General features: G+C 43.6%; 11 protein-coding genes and 1 pseudogene. 1 reads left to right on the top strand and 11 read right to left on the bottom strand.

The genetic code is table 11. The annotated features are described in order from the left end of the window. Positions 1-301 precede the first annotated feature (301 nt). From mcrC to AC50Y3_RS22965, 8 genes and pseudogenes are all read right to left on the bottom strand, one after another. Positions 302-1366 carry a 5-methylcytosine-specific restriction endonuclease system specificity protein McrC gene (mcrC, locus tag AC50Y3_RS22930; protein WP_494821050.1) on the bottom strand — a complete coding sequence of 355 codons (1065 nt, stop codon included), beginning with the start codon at positions 1364-1366 and terminating at the stop codon, positions 302-304. Continuing rightward, the gene (locus tag AC50Y3_RS22935; RefSeq protein ID WP_494821051.1) at positions 1359-3764 is read right to left on the bottom strand and encodes an AAA family ATPase; all 2406 of its coding nucleotides are present in this window, start codon (positions 3762-3764) and stop codon (positions 1359-1361) included. The genes mcrC and AC50Y3_RS22935 overlap by 8 nt, the downstream gene beginning before the upstream one ends. A gap of 159 nt (positions 3765-3923) precedes the next feature. Beyond that, positions 3924-4130 (bottom strand): hypothetical protein, encoded by a 207-nt coding sequence (locus tag AC50Y3_RS22940; protein ID WP_494821256.1) that lies wholly within the window; start codon positions 4128-4130, stop codon positions 3924-3926. 68 nt (positions 4131-4198) lie between these two features. After that, a pseudogene (locus tag AC50Y3_RS22945) lies at positions 4199-4447 on the bottom strand (HD domain-containing protein); the annotation flags it as partial. 70 nt (positions 4448-4517) lie between these two features. Beyond that, positions 4518-7736 (bottom strand): UvrD-helicase domain-containing protein, encoded by a 3219-nt coding sequence (locus AC50Y3_RS22950; RefSeq protein ID WP_494821052.1) that lies wholly within the window; start codon positions 7734-7736, stop codon positions 4518-4520. After that, positions 7729-10620 carry a PD-(D/E)XK nuclease family protein gene (locus AC50Y3_RS22955; protein ID WP_494821053.1) on the bottom strand — a complete coding sequence of 964 codons (2892 nt, stop codon included), beginning with the start codon at positions 10618-10620 and terminating at the stop codon, positions 7729-7731. The genes AC50Y3_RS22950 and AC50Y3_RS22955 overlap by 8 nt, the downstream gene beginning before the upstream one ends. Before the next feature lie 239 nt (positions 10621-10859). Beyond that, positions 10860-12104, bottom strand: a complete 1245-nt coding sequence (locus tag AC50Y3_RS22960) for a vWA domain-containing protein (protein ID WP_494821054.1) — start codon at positions 12102-12104, stop codon at positions 10860-10862. Between the two features lie 125 nt (positions 12105-12229). Further along, complete coding sequence (locus tag AC50Y3_RS22965) at positions 12230-13183, bottom strand: helix-turn-helix transcriptional regulator (RefSeq protein WP_494821055.1); 954 nt, start codon at positions 13181-13183, stop codon at positions 12230-12232. Between the two features lie 467 nt (positions 13184-13650). Here AC50Y3_RS22965 and AC50Y3_RS22970 point away from each other — a divergent pair, with 467 nt between their 5' ends. Beyond that, on the top strand, positions 13651-14313 hold the full coding sequence (locus AC50Y3_RS22970) for a 3'-5' exonuclease (RefSeq protein ID WP_494821056.1): 663 nt from the start codon (positions 13651-13653) through the stop codon (positions 14311-14313). Positions 14314-14372: 59 nt separating this feature from the next. On the opposite strand, the gene AC50Y3_RS22975 is transcribed toward AC50Y3_RS22970, so the two are convergent. The 3 genes from AC50Y3_RS22975 to AC50Y3_RS22985 form a co-directional block, all read right to left on the bottom strand. Further along, positions 14373-15674 carry a DNA recombination protein RmuC gene (locus AC50Y3_RS22975; protein ID WP_494821057.1) on the bottom strand — a complete coding sequence of 434 codons (1302 nt, stop codon included), beginning with the start codon at positions 15672-15674 and terminating at the stop codon, positions 14373-14375. Between the two features lie 20 nt (positions 15675-15694). Continuing rightward, positions 15695-16042 (bottom strand): hypothetical protein, encoded by a 348-nt coding sequence (locus AC50Y3_RS22980; RefSeq protein ID WP_494821058.1) that lies wholly within the window; start codon positions 16040-16042, stop codon positions 15695-15697. 967 nt (positions 16043-17009) lie between these two features. Continuing rightward, complete coding sequence (locus AC50Y3_RS22985) at positions 17010-17498, bottom strand: hypothetical protein (protein WP_494821059.1); 489 nt, start codon at positions 17496-17498, stop codon at positions 17010-17012. Positions 17499-17590 lie beyond the last annotated feature (92 nt).

The raw sequence follows: 17590 nt of genomic DNA on the forward strand, positions 1-17590 counted from the left end.
AGCATAAGTATTTTGTGACGTTTTTTGTCATTTTTTCTATTGGTAGAATCGTATTTATCAGGAGCACTACATGTCGTTGATCCCCTAACCTTCTAGTGCATTCGCCCAGAACTCTCTGTCAATTATGAATCTATGCTCTACCAGCAAGAAAACCGAGTGATTCAAGGAGCCCCCCCCTGATATTCACTCGGTCATTTAACTTTAAACTCCATTCAATTTACATAAAAAGTAAAAATAGATGTGCAGTTAAGACAACGACTATTGGGACCACATTGACCGGTATAGACTACTTGGCGAGGCTCTATGCCGAAGCAGAAGTTGTTAGTAACGATTCTGCTATTTTATTCAATTGTGCGGCAATGTTATTAAAATCAACATTCAAATCCAGCGTTTTTACACTAATTTTGTTTCCACTCATCATAAAATAACAGTCTGGAGTAATGGTTTCCTCCGTTTTAGCATAAAGCAACATACCTGCTACATTACCGGTATTCTCCGTATCCTGATTTTTAACATACGTAAATATCTGATACAGGTTATGGGAATGAAGTGTTCGACTATCATATTGTGACTGAACCTGCATAGTACGCGCATAATACTTGGTATCGATGATAAGAACTTTATCACCAAACCGCAGTGTAATATCTGTTTGCATAATCGGTAGAAAATCAATTACGCCTTCATCTAACTTCCACGCTACCTGGGAGGCTGCTGCCCGCAGATCTGGATGATGATAGCGGTAATACTCCAATACAAACTTCTCATATAGCTTGGACATATGCTGCTCATCCAGGAATGTAGCCATTTTGAACTTACCTTGCTCTGTAGCTAGCAATAGACCGTCTAGAACCAAATAGCAGATATTGAGCAGCATCTTATAGCTCTGGTTGTTTCGCTGATACCGTAGCATACTCCACTTGATGCGTGACGGCTCAATCGTATCTACACCATCGAAGAATAACAGCACTTTTTTCAATGCTGTCCTGCGTTTGATCCTAACGGTAGATTGCCGTAATAGGATGATAGCTGTCGTTTTAAGTATTTGATTGAACAAATTATTCTCCGAGAGTTCATCGAATTCACAGAAGAGCTTGTGTTTACGCTGCAGTTTGTTATGGATGGTCCCGCGGATTTCCAGCTTCCCGCACATCACTGACAGGTTATCGCATTCAGTCATATATTCTCGGTACAAACCCTGTTTCAACTGCTGAGCGATTCCCTTGGCAAGGATGGCTGCGAACAGGTCTTGAATATTCTCAAACTCTTCAGATGACAGTTTATCGTAATTTGACTGTTTCAAAGTTTGAAAAGCATAGGAGAGCATGTAATAAACATTCTTGATGAGGATTCCCTTATCGTTATTCATTAAAGACACCACGTAAATTGTTTTCCCAGCGCTGCAGCTTAGCTGGTTCATCGAACCAGTACTCGCTCAACATCGGAATAATATCATATTCAACAACTTCCATCATCCATTCATCCGTACATTTTTCCTGTCCACAGAAATAGCTATGACCGACGCAGAAGCCCTTTCCAAGAGAACCGTCAGAAGCAATTTCTTTATTCAGCACTTTGACTTGTTCAATTAGTGAATTGAATGTCTCATTGTCAAATGCCTCCTTATATGTCCTAAAGCCGTCCGAGTTCAATCCCGGTTCCATTTCAAAGAAACTGAATCGTCGACGAAGTGCATAATCAATCATGGCAAGGCTGCGGTCAGCAGTGTTCATCATCCCGATTATGTATAAGTTATTTGGAACAGTAAAAGGCATCCCATTATAAGCTAGCGTTGCCTTCGTGTTACGGTAATCTTTTTCGATTAGCATGAGAAGTTCGCCGAAGATTTTACTCATATTTCCGCGATTGATTTCATCAATGATAAAGAAAAACGATTTGCCCGGCATATTGGCCGCCTTCTGGCAGAAACGATAAAACACCCCGTTTTTCAATTCAAATCCTTCGCCCACGGGTTTGTATCCCATTATAAAATCCTCATAGGAATAGTTCTGATGGAACTGGATAAACTCGATACGGCTGTCATCCTTCTCTTTCATCATTGCATAAGCCAGCCGTCTTGCTGCAAAAGTCTTGCCCACGCCTGGAGCACCTTGTAAAATCAGATTCTGTTTATTTTTCAGCAATGATACAAGGGTATCGAAACGTTCGCCAGTCATATAGACCTTTTCCAAAAAAGCTTCTTTGGAGTATGTTTCGACGGTCTCTTTCTGAGTGACCGGATTGACCGGATTCTCCTCACGAATTAAGTCCGTGATAAATTCATATTCACCCATGGTCAGCTTAAAAAGACTGCCTTGCGGATTAGTGAAGTATTCCATAGATTCCAGCTCTGGACTGTTCTTTAGTGTCGCATAATCAATAGGTGTTTCTAGTCCCTCAACTTTTTCGAAATAGAAATTCTCGCCATCGTTTTCCCTTGTTACCTTTGCAATCGCCACAACTTGTTTTACCGGGTTGGATTCATATCCGATAATTAGGTCGCCAGCCTTCGCATCCAAAAAATTTTGGAAGATGCGTCGTTTATTGCCGTTATCATTGTAGAGGGTATAGCTCTGTGTTTCGCCAATCTCAATCTCGGAAAAGCTCCAGATATTCGGATTAGCGTTCAACCACCAGTACCCTTGTATATTCGCGCTTGGTGATTCAGTGGCATACAAGTTAATTTCCGACAAGTCAGCCCTCTCCAATGCTTCACTCAATTCATCTCGCAATTTCCAGATATAGATGCCGCTCGCGCTTTTTTCGGCATATTTTCCAATATATAAAATTGGCCACCACTTTGAGTTTTCTGTATCTGTTGTCATCACAGGACATCCAGTAGCGTCAGCAACTCTTTTTGCAAGAGAGGATGACCCCGAATTATAGAAATTTGCCGTCTCGCCATATTCGGTGGAAAGCTGTTTGCAAGTAGCCATCCCACCGAGGTCTTTAATCCGCTTCATAATTTGAAGACTATTCGTTGTGAACACGGTTTTATCCGCAAGTAGGGAAAGCCAAGTTTCTGTCGAAATATTGGGGCTATAATCATACGGGAACCATTCGACTGTTTCCTCTGAATTCTGTTTGGAATAAAACCGGCTGATATAGAATCCCACATCAATTGTCAATGTTTTCAAAGAATGGTCCGGATAGCAGCTGTCTGTTATCACAGAACGGAGTAAATCAACCAGTTCTTTATCCTCAGCTAATTGCTCGCAGATTTCATTATAAAGATTAAATCCACCCACCAGATTAGCAGAAGATGCACCTTTTTTCGGCACGAAAGCACTGCTCAGTTCCTTTGCAACAGCACGGCACTCTGAGTATTTATAAATATAGTACTTGTCGGGATAACGAAGCCACAAATACGTGCTGATGGAATTTGCATTCTGATAATGTTGTTTCCAGGAACCATCATCATATTTTGCCCGCATCATTTCCGAATCGGACTGAAATTTTTCCACTCGTTCTGCAAAATCCTTTGTTTCATCAAACAGATTGATAAACATGCCTCTGACTGCCTCGGGATCTGCAGCCGAAAAATTCTGAATCATACCTTTTGGAAAGTTGTTCATGGAAACGAGCAAGTTATAGGTTTTATCTGTTGCCTTGGTCAACATCTCAGTAAAATTAGAAGCTTTGATGTCCCAATTGTCTTGGAAATGCTTCACGGCTTCCCATTTATAACGTTCATCTTTCCACTGCTGAGATATAAAATCCCTTTTATAATGTACGAGGACAGCTTTCAACTTCTCTAAATTAATCAAGCTGTCACACCTCCTTAAGACTCATATTAACACCTGACTCATCAGGTTCGTTGGATCTTCAAACAAAATCTGCTTTCTTTTGATATTCGATAATTAAAATTATTTTAGAAGCTCAGTTTTCAATAATATGATTCTTATCAGGAACCGAAATATTCATACTCAGTCCCTAAAAACCCGTTCAACTTCAATTCGCAACTGATCGAGCAGCGGGAACGCCCCATCTGTGCCCAAGCTTACCACAACTCCGCGGTAATACCATTCCTGGCTCTCACGACCTCGCTTAAAGCGAGTCCATACTTCTTCTCCCATCGATTCAAGATTGCGCTGAATGGACAATAAATTATGCAGCTTATCTGCGCACGCCATCGACGAACCTCAAGCGAGGCTTGTTTCAGCTCATTCAGTGTATGTTGCTTACGTTCTTCCCAGCTCGCGCTCTTTTCTGGTTCGGAGCAACCTTGGACGATCTCCAGCACTCGTTTACCGAACTTTGTCTCCAGCTCCGCCCCGGTTACTTCCGTGTCCTCTAAGGTGTCGTGAAGAAGACCTGCAACCACTACCTCTTCTGAGCAACCCGAATGAATAAGAAGCATAGCCACCCCATATGGGTGGCTAATAGGGGATATCAGTTCCTTTTCGTTTTTGCATTTCATGGGCTTTGGCAGCGAACTCAATAGCTTCATTCACTAATCTCATCCAAACACATCCATTCGTATAAATTCATGTACTTCCCATAACGGAGAAGCGCCTTCTTCATACCTTCACATACTCATTCCCATGCAAAAACCACAATCCAACTTCCTTCACTCGCATCCCGAATGAACGCTCCAACTCTTGCGCGTATGCGCTTACCTGCGGTTTATAGAACTCCACAAACGGAGCCAGCTGCCCCTTTTCGTAGACATCCGTCTTGAAGTCTACTATGACCCAGCCGTCTTCCTCTTCGAACAGGTAGTCGATGACGCCTTTTAATATTGTTTCTGGCATTTGAGTACCATCGGCAGCAAATTCCATTGTTGTACGAAACGGAAGCTCATGAATTCGTCTCCGAGCAGCCAATCCTCTCTGCCAGATGGAATGCCGCTTCACATCTTCGAGCATCGTCCATACATCGGACATCAAAGTCTCCGCAAGTCCCTCTTCATCCGCAATCGTTTGAATGGACTGCTCAAGCTCTTCCGATGAGAGCCCCTCTCCTAAAAGCTCGATACTACGATGCACCGTACTGCCAAATGCCATACCTCTTCCTATCAGAGGCCGGGGAGGCTGTATACCGCTGCTCTTCGTAATCTCGGTTACAGATGCAATCCGATATGACGGTAACGCTAATTCAGCCCGCTTCTGACGACTTTTGCCTTCATCCGTAACGACATCATGTTTCATACTGTAGGTCTCCGGCACAATCACACCTACTTTTACATCCCCAAGCTCCTTAGCATCCTCAAGACTGCTTTCAAATCCGGCCCACGGGTCAATTGCTGGCTTATCTGGATATCTGCTTATTACGAGCAGTTGTTTAGCCCTTGTTGCTGCAACGTACAGCAGCCGTTCTTTCTCGGCATTCATGAATAGACGCTCTCGCTCCGCGAATTCGACCCAACCTGGAGGGTGCGCAATAACATCATTCTGATACCCTCTCTGGCGCGAAATACTGAAGTAACCCTGAACAACTTCACCCGTACGATCCACATGCTCCGATGCATCATGATCGGATTCCCCGCAGGGACATGCAAGGAAAACTACCGGCGCTTCCAGCCCTTTTGCTTTATGCAAATTCATAATCCGCACCGCATTACGCTGACCTGCGAATAAGTCCTCGCCTTCTACTGCTGCCTCAACCACATGAATTAAATACGCACAGAGTTCAGACCAGCTAGAAGCGGCCCTCTCCTCTATTTGCAGCAAGTACAGCAATTTAACTAGTGTACCCGATCGATTCGATCCACTGCTGCTCATAGCTGCAAGAGGAAGCAAACCAAGGTCCTCAATAATAAGCAGTAGCGCAGATAGTGCAGGCATCGTACGAACTTTCCGCCAATATACAGCGAGCTGTTCCAACGCTTCAAACACAGGCATAGTTGTATCGGAGACATCTGCACGATTCGGAAGGAAAGTATAGGTTAGCGGGTGGCCTTCCATTTTATAGTGATAGAGAGCATTGTCGCTTACGCCGAAGAAAATGCCCCGCAGTGAAGCAAGTAGGGCGATACGATCGTCAGGATCATTAAAGCACTTTGCTAGTACGGCTAATGCAGCGACTTCTTCATAGCGCGTAGAGCTCCCGGCCGTTTCAGCTGGTATGCCGTATTCCTCAAGCTTCTGGGCATATAAGTGTAGATACTTTCTTCGCTTGTGCAAGATTAGAAAGTCTCTCGGAACCGCACGCCTTGATACCACACTACCCGAAGGTCCTTGCTCTTGGATCATTAAGTTCCCCTTACAAGCCCACGCAATATAGCGAGTCACGATATCGGCATCAGCCGCAGCAATAGCTGCCTTACCTCCCGGTAGCTTCGGAATCGTAATCGTTTGAATGCCATGCTGCAGTTCAGGACGATTGGCTGGGTTAGCCCTCACAGTCTCCATCGTTACAAAAGCAGCTTGATACTCGGTCTCCTTGCGTGGGAACCGCGAGTTAAACTCATAGTTCACAAATTGACCGATGGCATGCACGGAGCGAAAGTTTGAACTTAGCTGCAGAACGGCACCACAAGCTGCAATTCGGCTTTTTACCGCATTGTAAGTTGAAATATCCGCTCTACGAAACCGGTAGATTGACTGCTTCGGATCACCAACGACAAACAAAGCACCTGGTTTCGGAGTCACCTTGCGCCAGTTGGATTCTGCCGGATTGTCACCTGTCAGTAGGAACATTAGCTCGGCTTGAATAGGATCCGTATCTTGGAATTCGTCCACGAATAGTCGCGTATAACGCTCGGCGAGGAAAACACGCACCTCTTCATGTTCACGAAGCAGCGAAGTCGTGCGCATCAACAAGTCCTGAAAATCCAATAAGCTGAGCTCATTTCGCCTTCGAGCGTAATATTGGACTGCTGGTAATACAAAGGAAATAAGATGCGGATACAGATATTCCCGCCAGGAACGAAGGAACGGAAATAGCACACTAATTTGCCAATCCCTGAAAGCCGTCTTAAAGTTCTTAGCCATATCCTTATCTGGCCAGCGATTCAATGTTGCCGCTATTTCACGCTCAAATAACAGCGCCAAATTAAGTACTCGCATATCATTATCTAATCCATGCATATCAATTAATCGTTTACCGTCCCGAATCATCTGCTGCAGCTTATCCCAGCCTTTGTCAGGTTTGAAGGTCGGTAAATATTTGAATGCCTCATGGATCATTGGTGGCAGGGACAATCGAATAAGGTCAAAATCCGGCCTTGAAACAAACTGCAGATCAATATGAACATCCGTATACTGAGAGACTCGGTTGTACACATGACGAAGATCCTCTACGGATACCTGCAGTGCTTCAAGCTCTAAGATGGCATTCGCACGACCTGTTTCATTTAACTGCTGCAGATACTCATCCCAGCATTGATTGCGTAATGCTTCCGCTTCTTGCTCCTCAATTCCCTGAAACATCGGATCAAGTTTTGCCTCAATAGGACGTTCGCGCAGCAGTCTGGCACAGAAGGAATGGATCGTACCGATATAACAGTGATCAATCGACTGCAAGGCTTGCCGAAGTCGGACAGCAGCAATTTCATCGCCAACAACCCCTAGCCGCTTCTCCAGCTCAAGTCGGAACCGACCCTTCAGCTCATCCGCCGCTTTATTTGTGAACGTTATTGCCGCAATCTGTTCCACAACAGACTTTCCCGTCTCAATCAAAGCAATCATACGGCCAACAAGCGAGGTTGTCTTACCGGAGCCTGCCCCTGCTTCAACCAAAAATGTAGTATCTAGATCCTGAACAATTCGATCACGCGCCTCCTGATCTCTATGCATAACGCGTCACCTCCTTCATTGAATGCAAAACTGTGTCATTGCACTCAATGTCCCATTTCTCCGCCGATTGTTCCGCATTACTGCCGCAAACCTCCGAGTATACACACCATGAGCACCGCTTAGAGTCAGTAATCGGTACGTATACACCTGACTCGATAGAATCTAGCATATTTGTTAATAAGTTCGCTAAGTCCGCTCGCCGGTTTTGGATACGGGACACTTCCTCTCCCTTTCCCCGTTCCGTCGGGAAGTAATAGGCAGATTCCGTAACTCTAGCATCCGGATCAATTCCGTTCTTCCTTAACCATTGCTCAACGGCTTCCGCGTACAGTGCATGCTGCAGTTGCGTTCCTTGAGTGAAGTATTCGAGCTCATCGTACTTGCTTGGTCGTCCTGTTTTGTAATCAAAGATTTTATATTCATGTGGGCGGACCTCATCAACCCGGTCCACGAAGCCTTTCAATCGGATAACGAGCCCATTTTCAAGCATGACTTGCAGAGGCTCTCCCCCTTCCGCCAGCTCTAATTCAAAATACTTCGGCTTTGTTCGTCTCGCCTGCTCCACCTTATAGAAGACGGCCACATCTAGCCGAATTGCATCCGCTTCTTTCTGAAAGATATGCGGGCTCGGAGGCGGAATCTTCACTTTAAAATCCTGAAGAGTCTGCTCTGTAATGGCAAACAAACGATCTCGATCATGACGAGGGAATCCATCATTAGTCAAAGAGACCGCTTCCTTCAGATAGAGATAAAAGATTTCATGCAGCAAGCTTCCACGGTCCGCTGCATCCAGCCATTGCGTACGATTGAATACAGCCGTATCTTTCTCTCGAACCTTCAATATTGACGAGTAGAAAAACTTCCTCGGGCACTCCGCATATCGCTCGAGCTGAGTAACACTCAAGAAGGTATCGGCGCTTCCACCTCTGTAACGGATTGCAAAAGTACTCGTATTAAGTAACCCATCATGCCCTGATAGCGCAGGATTCGCTACTTGCAGGGCAGCATGATGCGATTTCGCTGCGAAGGAATAAGACTTGAGCAACGTATCACGACCATCCTTTAATCTGTGCTCATCATCTGTCAGCCTTCTCAACCAGCGATCAGAACTATCTAAGGCAGGCGTTTTCTCTTGATCACTGACGGTTACATAACCAATCGGAGCACCAAGATAACCATTCATTGCCGAGAAATCCATATGGGGCTGGCTTGAAACTGCCCGACATACCTGAAGCAGTTCAAATGCTGCGTTCTCCATCTTCTGATCAACAGGATTATAGACACTGAAGCTTAGCGTCACAGATCCGCTGATTTTACCTAAACGTGCCTTTCTTGCCTGCACATTCTGACTCGCAAGCTGAGTCGAGGTCAGTAACCGACCTAGCTTTGTCCTTTCCTTATCGAGCAGAACCGGGTCCTGACTCGTCTGAACGGACCAAGCATCCTCATTCATTCCGACAATAAAGGAGTGGGACCGCCCGGATTCTCCACCATCTCGCAAAGATGAGATATAAAGATGCCCACTCTTAGGACCTGCGTTCCGTACACGAATGCCGGATACGATATCCTTCACGTAACGCACCGAAGACTCTTTACTTACCGATTGAGGAGTAACAACCGCCAGACGATCCTCTTGATCCTGTAAAACCGAGATCACCCATGCATCTTCCTCACTCGTCACCTTTGTACATCTCTTCAAGAATTGAACCAGCGCCCGGAGTACTTCTAACGGCCCCCATGTTTCTTCGCTCGGCAAATCATCGAAGAGGCTGCTAAAAATATCATTCAATAAACTGGCGGCCTCATCGCTGTCTTCTGCAGCAGCCATACTAAGCAATTCATAACGCTCTATGCCCCAGCCTATGCCGCTCTGCTCCAAAGTCCGAATAAGCGATTGAGTAGATATCATCGGTTCATCATCATGCCGGAACGAGATAAATCCATGCCGCAGCCCATTCAAGAGGTGATCTATGTTAAAGTTAGATGCCAACCATTCCAAATAGGCTTGCGCTGCCTTCCCCGCCTGAGTGAATGTAACAGGAACCCCTTGGGACATCGTACAAGGAATGTCTAAAGCTTGAGTTATCGTATATATCGCAGGCCCATAGTTCGGATAATCGGAGAGAACCACTTCAACTCGGTCGAATGGAATACTTTCACCGCTGATTCTTCGGAGTACTTCCCGAATTTCGGCCATTTTCCCCGCTGCTTGGAACATTCGCGGCTCCTGCCCGGTAAGAATGGACTCTGGAAACATTGCTGCATCTTTCAGAACATGAAGTATCGAGCCTGCTATACGAACCAACATTTCGCGCTCAACGAAAGAATACAATTCCTTGTCCCTGATAATAACAAGATCATCATTCTTTCTGCTCTTCTCCGGCAAACACGACAGCAACCCGGCAAAATCAGTAAGTCTCTTCTCGCTTAATCGTTCCTCGTAAGCCTTCAAGAGGTCCGTCATATACATGCCTTTTTGCACATTTTCAAACTTATCTATGGTTAGGTCGACTGACGTTAGTCCCGCTTCCCTCAGCTCCAAAACGGCATGATGGAAGCTATGCACGATGCCCGGCGTTAGCATCTCAAGCGGGACATATTGTGCATGCTGCTGTGCAATATCCATCATAACGTTGTTCACAAGCCAGAAGGTTTGTTCGTTACTAAGTAAAGTAAGACCACGTTTGGCCAACTCAGGTTTCGTATGTTTCAAGACAAACGATTTAATCGTTTCGACCTCAGTATTCATAATAGGGCCATATTCTCTGCATAACCGGTTCAACCACTGTTCACCTTGCTCATAACGATCCGCCATAACGATTTTTCTTCGGAAAGGATTTTCGTTGCACAATCGGTACAGTTCCATAATCCATGACTGACTCATTCGCCTTACACCGCCTTTAGTTGCAATCATTCATAAGTGTTCTTATCCTTCTAAAGGACTATCTACATAATTCGAGATTGTCGAACGATATCCTTGTTTTTACCTATTCTTCAAGATAAACCTAACCTATCAACGATTACAGACAAATAGCTGTCAGCGAATGTACGTTCCAATCACTCTAAACATGAAGAAGAGCATCTTCCAACTGATGGCTGATGCTCTAATTCGTCTGCTCAAACTTACAATCTACGCTTCATTTGACGGTACTTTTGATCATGCAGCTCTTTGCGCGTACGACTGGAATAGTTGAAGTCCTCCAGCTTGCTGTAGAGTTTCTCCGACTCCGTAGCCAAAATAGGTGCAGCGAGCTGCACAGACATTGCAAGCATCTGATCAGCCTGCTGCTTGAGCATCTGCTGGCCACCTTCCAGGTCCCCGCGATCCATACTCTCCATTGCTGCTTCTATTACCTTAGCCGTTTGCGTCAACTGGACTTGCTGCATCACATTTGGGTCACCAGGTTGGCTAAGCGAATGAATATCATTCGTAAACTCCGCGTTCACCTCGCAGCTGTATGTGCAAGCAACTGCTCCCTCTGTAACATCAATGTATTCCCAATCCATTAACAAAATAGGGTGTGTACCTTTCGTGTGAGGGGCTAAGGTTAATTCAACAAGAACGGTCTTAATTTCCTCATGATACAGATCACCGGCATGAATCGTATATTCTCCATATTGCTCCTCTAGCTTATAACCATAGATCCCCGTGATACGGGTCAAATTGCTTGTCTGCAGTGTTAGCTTCATATTTTGGGCGACAACCGAGAGTAAGCCTTGAAGCTCCTTCTCGAAGATGGCAGCAATATTGTCCGGCTTATCGATATAATAGAAGTTCCCACCGCCATGCTCTGCAATTGTCTCCATCAGCTCTTCATCAAAACCGTCCCCCACTCCCATTGCCGTAATACCTACTCCGGAAGAACGATATTCCGCCGCAATAGAAGCCAACTTATCCTTATCGGTAACGCCTCGATTTGCATGGCCATCCGACAAGAGGATAACTCGATTAACAATACCGTCCTTTGCATTTTTACGTACATACTGCGCACCTTGAAGCAGTCCCCCGCTTAGGTTTGTCGTTCCTCCGGGAGAAATCGCCTCGATCTTCTTCTTGAGCAGGTCTTTGTGAAGCACCTTTGCAGGAACGAAAACTGTGTTAACCTCATCATCGAATGCAACCAGACTTAGCGTATCGCCGCTCTCCATCTGATCAATAACGAATTGACATGCTTTCTTGCTATAGGCGAGTGGCTCTCCTTGCATGGATCCACTCCGGTCAAGGACGAGCGATAGATTTATAGGCGCCCGCTCCGATCTTTCCGGCATGCTGCCTTTGGCTTCAAGCAGAAGATACACTTTCTCAGCACCGCCGAGCGGCAGATATGGCTGGCTCCATGTGTAGCTGTATCGTACGGATTGTCTCAATTTGATTTCCTCCCTAGCTTCTTTATGAGTTGATTATGCAATTTCATAACGACAACTAGGCGTCAGCGAATATTTGTTCGACAAAAAAGAGAAGACCTCATAATCAGGCCTTCTCTATCCAATGATTATTTATTATATAACTTCACCCAATCATCCAGTTGTTTCTTGATTGATTCTCTTGCTGATTTAGGCTCAAGAATTTCCGCCTCAGGTCCATACTGCAGAATCCATCGCATGAATTCTTTCTCGTTATTGACGGTTACTTCGAATGTCATACTGCCGTCTTTATGGTCTTTCATGCGGGGATGCACGAATAGCTCTTCCTCTTTGATGTATCTGGCAACTACTGCACTGAACCGGACTTTAAATGTAATATTCTTGTCCCCTTGATCAATAGACCATGTGTTCTTTAGATGCTTCTTGATATTGAAATCGCCTTTATCGAAAGGATCAGAAGTTAGTTCAACCTGCTGAAATCTGCTAATGCGAAACGTTCGAATCCCCTGCTTCAAATGACAGTAGCCAATGAGATAAAATCTTTGGTCCCTCGGAACGAGGTAATATGGGTCAATCTTCCGCTCTGTAGTCTCATTCCGAGACTGGGTATGATATATCGTATGAATTGTACGTTGATCGAGTATTGCCTGAATAATAGGTTGAAGGAAATTAGGGCTTTCTTTACGATAAGCCGGAGTGCCCATTTGTATAATGCCAGTAATGTCTTCAATCAAGTTATTCTGCCGGGATTTTTCTTTCAGATGCGTTCCCATTACTTTATCGTAGGCCGTTTGAAATCCTGGGGGCAGCTTGTCATGATCCAATACGGATGGGAGCAGAGAAAATACTAGCGCTTCCTGCTCAGAAAAGTTAAGTGGGTATAAAAAAAATCTGCCCATAAAGCGGTACCCAGTACCTCTACCCTCATTTGTAACCGGAGCAATATGACTAAGGTCATCCAGGTCCCTATAAATGGTGCGAATATTCACATCACATTTAAGTGCTAGGTCAGCCGCAGAAATGCCTGGATTAGCTTGTATGGCGTTAATAATATTAAACAAACGAATGACTTTGTCGATCATGTGACCTCTCCTTAGTCCAAAAAAACTATGAGGATACCATTCGACAAAGATCGATAACTTCCTTCTTTTTCAAGAAATGATCCATTTATGGTCATTACGCTAAGCTGAAATTATTTCGTATCAGAGAGCTTGTCTTCCTTCTCCCCAGCCTTATTCCTCTGATGCTTTTCTAGCTCTGATTGAAACTTCAATAACTCCGGATTGTGCAGACCAAGTTGATTGATGACTGTTCTAATGTCCAGTTTAATCGGGTGCCTCTTATTACTTTCCATAGGATCCCTCCATCACACATATACTTGAACTATCCACATATTACTGGGTAAGCATGACAATAACTTGTCATGGAACGTGTGTTTGTGGAGCAATCATTTGTATATGCGACGGTTACAAACGTATGTTCCATGGCAGCTTACTGTCGTAACGTTAGGCTATTCTTATAGCAGCCTATCTGAATCGGAGGGAGTACCATGGATTACATCGTGTTCGACATGGAGTTTACCGTTCTGAAAGAAAAGCAGTACCTTGCTGATATTCTAGAAATCGGAGCGATTAGACTTACCGATTCCGATGGAATGCTGACTATGGTCGATCTGTTTCACACCTATGTTCGGCCGATTAGCATAGCTCCACTCACTAAGCTCACCAAAGAGTTTACGGGTATTACACAGCAGAATGTGGATACGGCCCCATATTTTCATGAGGCTGTTTCAACATTCCGTGAGTGGCTGGGTGTCAACACATACTATCTGTGTTCCTGGGGGCCAGATGACAAGCATCAGATCGTGAAACAGTGCAGAAGTCAGAGAATAGATCTTACGTGGTTTCAGAACTACAACGATATTCAGCTTCTATTCACTCGTTTGCAAGGAGACAATCATGGTCAGCGCTGGGGGCTCAAGAAGGCTCTTAATCATCTTGAAATCCCCTTCTTCGGCAAACAACATAACGCGTTGGATGACGCCTTCAATACAGCGAAGATATTTGCAAGGATGTTCGCACAGTTACAACTTGAGCAGAACAATGTAGCTGATGAGCCGCTTTTTGCTTCTAAGCTCGTCTATATAGAGAGTAACTATGATGGTTATTCACCGTTTAGTAAATTGGCGGGGTTGTTTGAGTCGGTTATGTAGTTTTGCTCACAGAAAAGACGCGAGGAGCAGTCCTCCTCGCGTTCTTCTATTAAGATCTTCTATTCTACACCGACTTCAATTAGAATTTTATTCGCATCTGCTGATGGCAGCTCTTGTACATCCCTCAACTTGCGTTCAATGGCTCTCGTACTTTTTGAGGCTGCATCGATCGTATTGCTTGCTTCTTGGAGTTTCTTTTGTGTTTTTTCAAGCACATCTCCAAACTTCCCAAACTCTGTTTTTACTGCACCAAGCAGCTGCCAAACTTCACTAGATCGTTTTTGGATTGCTAAGGTCTGGAATCCTAGATACAGGCTATTCAGGACAGCCGTTAGTGTTGTTGGCCCTGCTATAATAACGCGATATTCTCTCTGAATGGACTCCCAAAGTCCAGGCTTGCGCAGAACTTCCGCAAACAACCCCTCAATCGGCAGAAACATAATTGCAAAATCAGTTGTATATGGTGGGTCAATGTATTTCTCCTTGATTGACTTTGCTTCACCTTTAATCCGTGCCTCAAGAAGCTTCGCATGCTCGCTCGCTGCTTCGTTATTATTTTCATCAAGCGCTTCCAACAGTCGTTGATAATCTTCAATTGGGAATTTGGAGTCAATTGGTAGACGTATTATGGAATCCTCGCTATTCTTATCAGGTATCCTTATCGCAAATTCTACTCTGTTATTGCTACCTTTCTTGGTCACGGCATTTTTTTCATATTGCTCAGTCGTAAGAATTTGCTCTAATAAGTTCTCAAGCTGAATCTCACCTAAAGTCCCTCTAGTTTTCACATTGGTCAGTACTCTTCTGAGATCACCGACTCCATTTGCCAAGCTCTTCATTTCACCGAGGCCTGTATGTACAAGCTCTAGACGTTCACTAACGAGTTTGAAAGATTCTCCTAATCGTTGCTCCAATGTTGCATGTAATTTCTCGTCAACAGTTGCTCTCATCTGCTCAAGTTTCTTGTTATTATCCTCTTGAAGAAGAAGCAGTTTCTCTTCAACTGTGCTTCTTATACTCTCAAGTTTATTCTCATTCAACAAAGTTAAATCTGTAAGACGCTTGGAGAAGCTATCGAGTAGATTTTTCTGCTGAGATGACATTTCACTGATATTGGTTACTAGCGCCTGATTCATCGTTTTGAACGAATTGGCTATTTCCTCGCGATTCATTTTTGCGGTATTACCTGCTTCTAACCTTCCCTGTGAAGATTGATCCATCATAAACTTCTTCAGATCATCCCGAGTTCTCTCTAGTTCTAACCGCAATTCAGACGACGAATTATCTTTCTGTCTTCTTAGAAAAAGTACCGGTATAACGAGAAGTATGAGAATATTCAATATTAATATTGACGTTATCATCTACGATCACCTTCTCACGGCTATATTTTTTTAACCTGAAGAGTTTGAATCGTTTTATTTTCAAAGGTTCCCTCTAGAGCGGCATCCGATATAACCCCAAGCTTTAGCATACTAGATATTTTATTAGCATCAGCTTTCGTAATAAGTTTCCAAATTGCAGGTTCAGGTAGCGCTTCAAGTACTTTGGCTGTGTCGTACTCTCTTCTCTCTTGGTTAATAAGTCTTGCTTGATATTCACCTAAACTAACTACATCAGCCCCCTGTAAGGTGCAAGAAGAAATAATATCTTCCCTTAGCCCTTCCAATTCTTGTTCCATTTGTTTCTGTTTTTGCTTTAACTCATAGAATCGTTTAAGCTTTTCTTCCATACCAATCACTCCCTTTGCTTTTCATCTATTCATTCTATGAGTCCGGAATGAACCATATACCGGTGAGTTAATAACTGGGAAATAACAAAAAAAGAACTCCCTCTTTTAGGGGGCAGTTCTTTTAAGACGATCGAATATTCTGTACTACTCTTCAAAATAACCCTTTTTATTTGTTGGTGAATGTTTGAAAACACCATATTGATTAAACTGACTATTCGTATTTACGGCCTTCTGCTTCTGATTCTTTCGATAATTAGCTTGAACAGAATTATTAGCTTTTACAGAATTTTTTCTATGACCTGATTGTTCTATCGAAGAAGTCTTTGTCACAGTATTTAATACCCTTATTTCATATGGCTGGAAATTAGTCAGTAGTGAGTTATAATGACTTCTTCGAAGCATCCACTTACGGCAAGAAGTACATTGTAAGGCAGTGCATGGGACATAATTAGCGCTATTGCCTTTCGCAAACTTGAGTTCAATATTGCACTTAACCAGAATAACAGAACAGTTACTACAAGTATCGGCATGATCATGCAATATACTATCGATAAATTCGAGCCGTATAGCTTTCACAGAAGGTTTCTGTTGCACTTTAGGCAGCACGTTCTTTCTTTCTACCTGCTTATTTTCTTGGATCAACCAGCTATGATTTTTTCCATCGACTATTTTCTGAAATAAGGACAAGGTATATCCCTTATCACATGACTTACAATACCACACGTCTGTCACCAAATAAGAACTATGTCCCATTCTTTGGAGCGAAGTATATAAGACTTCCAGTTTACGTGCTACTAGATTGCAGTCGCATGTTCTACATTTCGTTATAGGCATCTGTACCAACTCGACACTTTGTAGCCTGAATATACTCATAACGTACACTGATCCTCTCGAGTGCAGTATGTTTTGAAATTCTATACTAGCCTATCTCCTAATGGTTACAGATACCTCACTCACTTCGAACTACTCACTTTTGTAAGATCTTCCCTCTAGTCTTTCTAACTTTCTCGGCCCATTCAAAAATAACGCCAGCTGCTGGCTGTAATCGAATACCGCTCCACTCTTGTTTATTGTTATGATGAGAATTTATATAGTTACGTTTAAGATATTGGGATGGTTTGATATTATGAAAGCTAAATTGTAAATTAAATAATGAAACATATGTAACCTCATGATTAAGATATACATCTACACCTTGGATCGCTTTAAGTATGACCTGCTCTATGCCACTAACTACATACTCCTTAAAAATATATCGTTTTGCGAACTCCCCTGTTTTATCCTTTTTCACATAAGCATTCATTAAATTCATACATGAGAAGAAGTAAAGCGCATCATATTTGTCATGAATTTGAATGAGAGCTCCCATGTAAGCTTTAATCGCTTGGTCTTCTGTAATTTCTGGGAAAGATGCTTCAGGAACATCGATTAGGTCCACTACTTCGTTCCCTGACATAATATCACTCCTTCAGCTATAACTGCTAATACGTTTAGAGTAACATTTCATTTTGACATATAGCTGTCAAGAACGAATGTTCCGGTCAAAAA

The sequence above is a fragment of the Paenibacillus sp. J22R98 genome (assembly GCF_059383835.1).

Bases quoted from the DNA above. Each gene is read 5' to 3' on its own strand.
- mcrC (WP_494821050.1), bottom strand. From the start codon at position 1,366: ATGAATAACGATAAGGGAATCCTCATCAAGAATGTTTATTACATGCTC.
- AC50Y3_RS22940 (WP_494821256.1), bottom strand. From the start codon at position 4,130: ATGGCGTGCGCAGATAAGCTGCATAATTTATTGTCCATTCAGCGCAAT.
- AC50Y3_RS22950 (WP_494821052.1), bottom strand. From the start codon at position 7,736: ATGCATAGAGATCAGGAGGCGCGTGATCGAATTGTTCAGGATCTAGAT.
- AC50Y3_RS22955 (WP_494821053.1), bottom strand. From the start codon at position 10,620: ATGAGTCAGTCATGGATTATGGAACTGTACCGATTGTGCAACGAAAAT.
- AC50Y3_RS22965 (WP_494821055.1), bottom strand. From the start codon at position 13,183: ATGATCGACAAAGTCATTCGTTTGTTTAATATTATTAACGCCATACAA.
- AC50Y3_RS22970 (WP_494821056.1), top strand. From the start codon at position 13,651: ATGGATTACATCGTGTTCGACATGGAGTTTACCGTTCTGAAAGAAAAG.
- AC50Y3_RS22975 (WP_494821057.1), bottom strand. From the start codon at position 15,674: ATGATAACGTCAATATTAATATTGAATATTCTCATACTTCTCGTTATA.
- AC50Y3_RS22980 (WP_494821058.1), bottom strand. From the start codon at position 16,042: ATGGAAGAAAAGCTTAAACGATTCTATGAGTTAAAGCAAAAACAGAAA.
- AC50Y3_RS22985 (WP_494821059.1), bottom strand. From the start codon at position 17,498: ATGTCAGGGAACGAAGTAGTGGACCTAATCGATGTTCCTGAAGCATCT.